The organism is Corynebacterium pygosceleis, assembly GCF_016595275.2.
GTDB lineage: Bacteria > Actinomycetota > Actinomycetes > Mycobacteriales > Mycobacteriaceae > Corynebacterium > Corynebacterium pygosceleis.
The window spans coordinates 723,248-730,357 of record NZ_JAENIQ020000002.1 but is presented as its reverse complement, the minus strand read 5'-3'; the positions used below and the strand labels follow the sequence as shown (position 1 = coordinate 730,357).

Below are 7,110 nucleotides of genomic sequence, written 5' to 3'. Positions count from 1 at the left end.
ACGGATGTCACCCGGATCGATGGCAAAAACAGAGGGAAAACCCGTCCTGATCTGTATGTTGTTGACGGTTTCCGTTGCCGAGAACGTTTCTTTCATTGAGTGCATCGCCAGAACCAGCCACTCAGCCTGCTCACGGAAAGCCATGAGCACCTCCCGGGCAGAGCCGACGGCACCGGTGAACACCTGTGCGTGCTGCTGTCCAAGCTCAGACAACCCGGGGGCGAGTGAGTAAAGCTCAATCCGTGGACGGAATATGATCTGGTTGTGAATTGAAGAGGATTTTTTCTGCTGCTCACGCAACGACTCAATAATTTGTTCCAATTGTTCTAGGTCAAAATGAAGGGTCATTATATCTCCTTTGATTTACTGTTCCAGCCACTTGAAGCCATCGGTGATTTCGTATGTTTTGTCAAAATATTTCAGCGCTGATGTGCAGGAATCATCCAGGGTCCAGTGGGTGGGGCCGGTTACCAGCATCCCAATTCTTCCTCGAAAAGTGTCCGCACCAATACAACAACTGCTTTGGTCAGCGGAAGAGAAAGTGTAGAAGTATGCGTTTGGGACGATGGATTCCGGAGCATCTCGAATAAACATTCCTGATTCTTTGAGATGTTCTTTACTTAAGTTCTCGTTGTAGAATCCCGGGGCAATGACATCTTTCTCGTACTTGATAAGGTCCAGGTCGCATCCAATGCCTTTTCCGTCCAGTGTGTCATCCAATCCAATCGTGAATCGTTCGTAGTCACTTTTGAATCCGATTTCATTGAGGGTTGCGGCAGGCAGTTCCGTGCACGGGTCGGGAAGGTTCTTTCCCGCTTCCACCGGGTCGAAGACGATGGGACTGCCGTCGGGGTTGGACGTCGCCGAGGACAGATCCGAGACCGCCTCCGCCCCCACAGACGGCGTGCCGGATGTATCGGTCGGTGCTGTTTCCCGCCCGGCCGGCCCCGTGCCGGGTTCCGGTGCCTGACATGAGGCCAGCATCAGGCAGCTGCACGCGATGAGGAACGCGGTCGAGGCCGTGGTTCTGGTCAACGGGTACCCGTCTTTCTTCTCCGGTTGCGCCGCCATGTGCGGCGCCGTTCATCAGAATCAGACCGGTCCCGACCCCGCTCCGGTTCCGGAAGTCGGGAGCTTTCCCCCGTTCGGGGGTGTGGGGTCTTTTTCGCGCGCTGAGGTTCATCACGTTGTGCGTTTTGTACCGCCACACTTCTTCTCGGGGCTGTACCGGCGGCGGGAATCTTTCGGGTCTTCTCACCCGCTTTGCCGGGCCTCGGAGGCACCGGTGTTGTTCGTGTCGATTGCGTTCGCTCCGGCCCCGGTAGCCCGGGTGGTGCCATCTCCCGGCGTCCCCGGGGATGGTGGCGGACAGGTTGTGATTCCCGGTGGTCGGCCGGTATCGGATTCATGCGGAGACGGGAAGGGGTCGACGGTGGGTGCGGTGGTCCCCGTGAACGATGAGTGCCCGACACCTGTGAAAAGGTGTCGGGCACTCATCGTCGTGGTTGCTCATCCGGTTTCTCCGGATGTGCCGGGTCAGTTGTCGGTGACCTCGCGGAGGTCCTCGACGTGTTTCTCGGCGAGTTCCTTTGCCTCGTCGAGTGCCTCGAGGCGGGCGGCGGCTTCGGCGCGTTCCCGTTCGATGGCGTCGATGCGGTGGTCGAGTGCCTCGATGGCTTCCTCGGCGTCGGAGGCCCGCACATCGGCGATGGCCTCGGGGGCGTGGGTGATGACGGCTTCCTCGAGTGCCTCGGAATCACGGTGGCCGCTGCGGAGCTCCGCTTCGAGCTGGTGCTCGCCGCCGACGGGGACGGCCCTGACCGGGCGGATGACGAGGTCCGCGATGTAGCCGATGCCGATGGCGATGAGTGTGGGGACGACCCAGCCGAGCTGCTGATCGTGCATCGGGGACCAGTCGATCAGGGGCTGGAGCAAGGTTGTTCCCCAGCCCAGGGATGTGGCGCTCATGAGTGCCGCCCAGATGACGGCGACGGCGAGGGAGAACAGGAACGCGTAGTGGAGCTTCCGTCGGAAGACCGGTTCGATCAGTGTCAGGAAGACGAGGGTGATCGCTGCGGGGTAGAGGAAACCGATGATCGGTGCCGCGATCGCCAGTACGGTCTCGAGCCCCAGGGTGGACACCGCGAGGGAGATCACGGCGAACAGGACCGCCCAGAACCGGTAGGAGATGCCGGGCATGATGCGGTGGAAGAATTCACTCGTGGCACCGATGAGCCCGGCGGCGGTCGACAGGCACGCGAGAAGAACGATGAGCCCGAAGACGACCATTCCGGCGAATCCCATCGTGGATTCCGCAGCGTTGGTGAGCAGTGCAGCGCCGTCCTCGTAGCTCAGGGCCTCCGGGATCCGTCGTCCGACGATTCCCAGTCCGACGTAGATGACCGCGAGGAGGGCCCCCGCACCGATGGCGGCCGCGCCCACACCACGGACGAGTTTGGGCCCGTTGGGGATTCCCTTGTAGCGGAGGGATGAGACGACCATGATTCCGAAGGCGAGGGCCGCGAGGGAGTCCATCGTCAGGTAGCCCTCGATGAGTCCCGCCGAGAGCGGGTGTCCGGCGTACTTCTCCGTAGCCGGGGCCGGGGTGGAGTGGAGCATCAGAACGGACAGGACCACGAGCACGAGCAGCAGAACGAGGAGCAGCGGGGTGAGGTATTTCCCGAGCTTGTCCACGAGGCCGGACGGGTCGAAGGCCAGTGCCAGTGAGACCCCGAAGAACAGGGCGGAGAACACTGCGGCGGCGGTGGTGGAATCGAGCCCGGTGAGTGGGGTGACCGCGGTCGAGAAACTCACCACAGCGGTTCGCGGCAGGGCGTAGAACGCGCCGATGGCGAGGTAGACGAGGACGGGGAAGAGGAGTCCGAACACCCTGCCGCCGCGTTGCGCGAGATCGTAGATGTCGTCGCCGGTGATGGCGACGGCGATGACGCTGAGTACGGGTAGGAGCACACCTGCCGCCAGGAAACCCGCGATGGCGAAGGGGAAGCCGTCGCCGGATTCCGCGCCGAGCATGGGAGGGAAGATGAGGTTCCCGGCTCCGAAGAACATCGAGAACAGCATCAGTGTCGCGACTGCGATGGCGCCGGTGGCGCCCGCCGTGCGGGTGGGGGCTGGTGTGCTCATTGCTACCTTTCACACAGGTGCACCCGACGTGGATGCGTGGTGCACGGAAAATGGTGGGCACCTGCCCGGAAGTGAACGGAACGGGTCGGGCCGGTTCCCACACGGAAACATTAGTGTCTGTCCTCCGGTGGACCGTAGCCGTGAGCGTGGTCTGCGCGGGTCCAGTGGTGAAGATCACGCCTGTGCGCAGGCGCGGGCCATCCGGTCGACGGCTTCGGTGAGGGTGTCACGGGAACACGCGAAATTGAGGCGGGCGTGGCCCGCACCTCCCGGGCCGAAGGTGGTCCCCTCGTTGAGGGCGACCCGCGCGTGGTCGAGAAGCCATGCGGCGGGGGCCTCCGGGATGACCGTGTCCCGGAAGTCGAGCCACATCAGGTAGGTGGCGTCGGGGACCGTCGTCCGGAGCCCCGGGACACGGGCCGGCAGTTGTTCCGCGAGCCAGTCCCGGTTGTCCCGGAGATAGGCGATCTCCGCGTCCAGGAAAGACTGTTCCGCCAGGTAGCAGGCTTCGCTGGCGACCAGTCCGAGGGTTGAGTACCCGCCCCGGAGGAGATGGTTGAGTCCCCGCCATGTGGCGATGTCGGCGGGGTTGGTGAAGATCATCTGTGCACATTTCAGGCCCGCGACGTTCCATGCCTTGGATGCGGCGGTGACCGTGATGCAGACCTGTGCCGCAGCGTCACTGACCGTGGCCGCCATCGTGTGTGTGCCGTCGTACACGAGGTGGGAGTGGATCTCGTCGACGATGATCCGACCGTCGTGACGTGCCGCGACATCCACCAGTGAGCGGAGGACGTCGGCGTCGAGGGTGTGACCCAGCGGATTGTTCGGGCTGCACAGCAGCAGTGATCCCGCCCCTGAGGCGAACGCCCTCTCGATCTCCTCCGGGTCGGGCCCGTCCTCCGCGTCGACGTGGATGACGTCCCGTCCGGTGACGTCGGGGAGATCGAGGAACGGGGGATAGCACGGGACCGGGATGATGACCGGTGAATCCGGTCGGGTGAAATGGGTGATCGCGAGCCCCAGTCCCCGGACGACATCGGGAATCGCGAAGATTCCCTCCGGATCGAGGTCCACGCCGTAGCGGGAACCGTAGAAGGAGACCATCGCGGAGCGTAGGGCCGATGGTTCGGGTGGGTAGCCGAAGGCCTCTCTCCGCACGGCGTCGGCGAGCGCCTGCTTCACCTCCGGGCAGGTGCCGAAATCGGATTCCGCGACCCAGAGCGGGAGAACGTCATCCGGGTAGCGCGCCCACTTCTCTGTGCCACGGTCGCGGAGGTCATTCAAAGGGGGAAGATGCATGCCTCCGAATCTAGTCACCGGGAAACTCCCGCAGGGTCGACGGCCCCGGTGGCGTGGCCGGATACTAGAATGGTGGTTCATGTGACCGCCGGCCCGGCGGGACGCCCATCAGGAACCCCGCGAAGGTGTGGTGCAAGAAGTGACAATCAGGACCCGGTCCGCCGCCCGAATCGTTGCGGCATCTCTGGCTGTGATGGCACTTGTCGCCTGCTCCGGCGACGACACAACTGCCCCGGCCCCCGTCCCGGAGCAGGAGACCACGAGCGCAGCTCCGGTCGTCGAGGAGAAGACCCCGTTCGTGCCGCAACAGGTCGATCCGGTTCTCGTCGATCAGAACCTCAACACGCCGGCCCATGATCCGGGGTTGAACGTGGACTGGCAGATCATGTCGGTGAACTACGGCAACTACGGTGGGACCGTCATCCATGTTCTCGTCACCAACCGCAACGATGTGGCACTGCCCGTCGACGCCTTCGCTCCACCGACGCTGGCGATCTCCGACTACGCGGGTAATCTCACCGAGATCCAGCGGATGAGCGAGGAACAGTATCCGGGGCTCGTGTCAGCGCTCGATCTTCCCCTCGGGCCGGGCGCATCGACGAACCTGGCGTACGCGTTCCAGACCTCCTACGGCGCGCTGTACAACGCCGAGTTCCGGATCGGGAACGTCATCTTCAAGGGATCGTTGCCGCGTAACTGACCTCAGGGACGCATGCGGGCGGCCATGAGCAGTGCGCGTGCGGGGATCCCCGCCTTCACCCGGGACGGTACCGAGACGCGGCGCCGCGTGATCTCCGCCGCCGGTGTCGCCGCGAGCCGGTCCGTGAGTTCCCGGTAGAGCAGAAGCGCCGCCAGCACCCCGGCCCGTGCCCGCACCGGCAGCGGCCCCACCGTCTCCAGTGCCGCATCGAGGTCGGTGCGGACGTCGGCGATGATCTCGTCACGTCTGTGGTCGGTCAACGTCCCGCGGCCGCCCAGGTAACTGCGGCCGAGTTCGGTGTCCTCATGGAGGTCCCGCAGGAAGTTGATCTTCTGGAACGCCGCCCCGAGCCTGCGCGCCCCCGCCGAGCAGCGCTCTTGTTCCGTGTCCGGGAGCGCACGGCCGGCTGTGAAGACCGCCAGACACATCAAGCCGATGACCTCGGCGGAGCCGTAGATGTAGGAGTCGAGTCCGGCCTCGTCGTAGACCGTCGAATCGGACAGGTCCCGGCGCATCGAGGTGAAGAACGCCGTCAGATGATCGGGGTCGATGTGCGTGCGTCGGGCGGTGCCGGCGAACGCGTGGAGCACCGGGTTGGTGGAGAATCCGGTGTCGACCGCCCGGCGCACCTCCCGCTCGAAGGTGTCGAGTTCCTCCCGGACGGCACCGGCACGGAGTCCGGCGTCGGTCGCGGTACCGTCGACGATCTCGTCGGCGATGCGTACCACGGCGTAGAGGTTCCTGATGTCCGTCCGGGTACGTGGATCGAGGAGACGGGTGGCCAGGGAGAAGGACGTGGAGTACGTCCCGATGACCCGGGCAGCGGCACCGGCGGACATGGCGTCGTAGTCGGACAGGGAGGTGCGGCGCTCAGACACGGAGACTCTCCCCGATACCGTCGAGGACAGCGGAGAAACCCGCCCGCGCCTCCGTTGACGGCAACGCGCCGGTCTCATCGAGGAGAGCCCGTGCGGCGGCGAGGTCACCGCGCGCCCTGGTGACCACCTCATCCACTGCGCCGCAGGCGCGCAGCAGTTCCCGGATACGGGGGAGACCGGCCTGGTTGTCACCGGCGAGTGTCTCCTCCAGTTCCGTGCGCGCGCCGGTCTGCCGGGCGGCGGTCAACAGGGGTGTCGCGCGGCCGAGGAACAGGTCACCGGCGGTGCTCTTACCCGTCCGGGAACTCGGTGAGAACACGGACTGGAGATCGTTGGCCAGCTGGAAGGCCGCACCGGCGTGCCGGCCGATGTCCCGCAGCGCGGAGATGTCCCCGTCGCGTCCCGCGAGCGTCGCACCCGCGATGAGCGGGGCGTCGAAGGAGTACGGGGAGGTCTTCAGACAACTTGCGGTCCGTACCGAGTCGGCATCGGCGACGACACCGGGCAGGGAGTAGTGGACGTCCAGGAACTCACCCGTCATCGACAGTCCCGCTGCGTCGGTGAGCAGGCGGATCAGGGCGACGGTGGTGGCGTCGTCCGCTCCGGAATCCGCCACCAGACGTATCGCCCCGGTGAGTGCCGCGGCACCGGAGAGGACGGCGACCGACCGTCCGTAGTGCTCCGCATCACCGGCGCCCCGGACACCGTACTCCCCGACCGCCCGGTTCCTCGCGGCGGCGTGCACGGTGAGCCGCCCCCGGCGTGTCTCGTCCTCGTCGATGACGTCATCGAGAATCAGGAAGGAGCCGTGCAGCAGATCGAAGGCGGCCGCCACGGAGATGTCACAGTGGGGGACCGGTCCGGCCGGCCTGTCGGCGGCGATGTGCACGAGGAGGGAACGCAGGTGTTTCCCGCCGGTGCAGATGTCCCGCACGTCACGGAGCGGAGCGGCCGTGTGGGGGTCGGTGTCCACGAGGAGCCCGGAGATCCCGGTGAACCCCGAACGGAGGAAGTCGACGGACCGACCGCTGCGTTCCCGGAACATCGGGGCGGTGGTCGGGTGGTTCATGAGTCCCATTGTCTCAT

6 protein-coding genes and 1 pseudogene are annotated in these 7,110 nt (G+C 65.1%); 1 reads left to right on the top strand and 6 read right to left on the bottom strand.

The features are described from left to right. The 4 genes and pseudogenes from JIM94_RS06545 to JIM94_RS06530 form a co-directional block, all read right to left on the bottom strand. Positions 1 to 348, bottom strand: a pseudogene (locus JIM94_RS06545) (hypothetical protein); the annotation flags it as partial. A 15-nt stretch (positions 349 to 363) separates the two neighbouring features. Next, positions 364 to 1,071: a DUF3558 family protein gene (locus tag JIM94_RS06540; RefSeq protein ID WP_200253204.1), complete on the bottom strand. Its 708-nt coding sequence runs from the start codon at positions 1,069 to 1,071 to the stop codon at positions 364 to 366. 465 nt (positions 1,072 to 1,536) lie between these two features. Continuing rightward, positions 1,537 to 3,144: a branched-chain amino acid transport system II carrier protein gene (gene brnQ / locus JIM94_RS06535; RefSeq protein WP_200253202.1), complete on the bottom strand. Its 1,608-nt coding sequence runs from the start codon at positions 3,142 to 3,144 to the stop codon at positions 1,537 to 1,539. 174 nt (positions 3,145 to 3,318) lie between these two features. Then, complete coding sequence (locus JIM94_RS06530) at positions 3,319 to 4,446, bottom strand: MalY/PatB family protein (RefSeq protein WP_200253200.1); 1,128 nt, start codon at positions 4,444 to 4,446, stop codon at positions 3,319 to 3,321. Positions 4,447 to 4,639: 193 nt separating this feature from the next. Between JIM94_RS06530 and JIM94_RS06525 the strand changes: the two genes are divergently transcribed. Beyond that, entirely contained in the window at positions 4,640 to 5,146 is a 507-nt protein-coding gene (locus JIM94_RS06525) for a hypothetical protein (protein WP_200253198.1), read from the top strand. A gap of 2 nt (positions 5,147 to 5,148) precedes the next feature. On the opposite strand, the gene JIM94_RS06520 is transcribed toward JIM94_RS06525, so the two are convergent. Both JIM94_RS06520 and JIM94_RS06515 read right to left on the bottom strand, forming a co-directional pair. Beyond that, a complete protein-coding gene (locus JIM94_RS06520; protein ID WP_248702994.1) occupies positions 5,149 to 6,024 on the bottom strand; it encodes a phytoene/squalene synthase family protein in 876 nt (291 codons plus the stop codon). Continuing rightward, on the bottom strand, positions 6,017 to 7,093 hold the full coding sequence (locus tag JIM94_RS06515) for a polyprenyl synthetase family protein (protein WP_200253196.1): 1,077 nt from the start codon (positions 7,091 to 7,093) through the stop codon (positions 6,017 to 6,019). Before JIM94_RS06515 ends, JIM94_RS06520 begins: the two co-directional genes overlap by 8 nt. Positions 7,094 to 7,110 lie beyond the last annotated feature (17 nt).

Bases quoted from the DNA above. Each gene is read 5' to 3' on its own strand.
- JIM94_RS06540 (WP_200253204.1), bottom strand. From the start codon at position 1,071: ATGGCGGCGCAACCGGAGAAGAAAGACGGGTACCCGTTGACCAGAACC.
- brnQ (WP_200253202.1), bottom strand. From the start codon at position 3,144: ATGAGCACACCAGCCCCCACCCGCACGGCGGGCGCCACCGGCGCCATC.
- JIM94_RS06530 (WP_200253200.1), bottom strand. From the start codon at position 4,446: ATGCATCTTCCCCCTTTGAATGACCTCCGCGACCGTGGCACAGAGAAG.
- JIM94_RS06525 (WP_200253198.1), top strand. From the start codon at position 4,640: ATGGCACTTGTCGCCTGCTCCGGCGACGACACAACTGCCCCGGCCCCC.
- JIM94_RS06515 (WP_200253196.1), bottom strand. From the start codon at position 7,093: ATGAACCACCCGACCACCGCCCCGATGTTCCGGGAACGCAGCGGTCGG.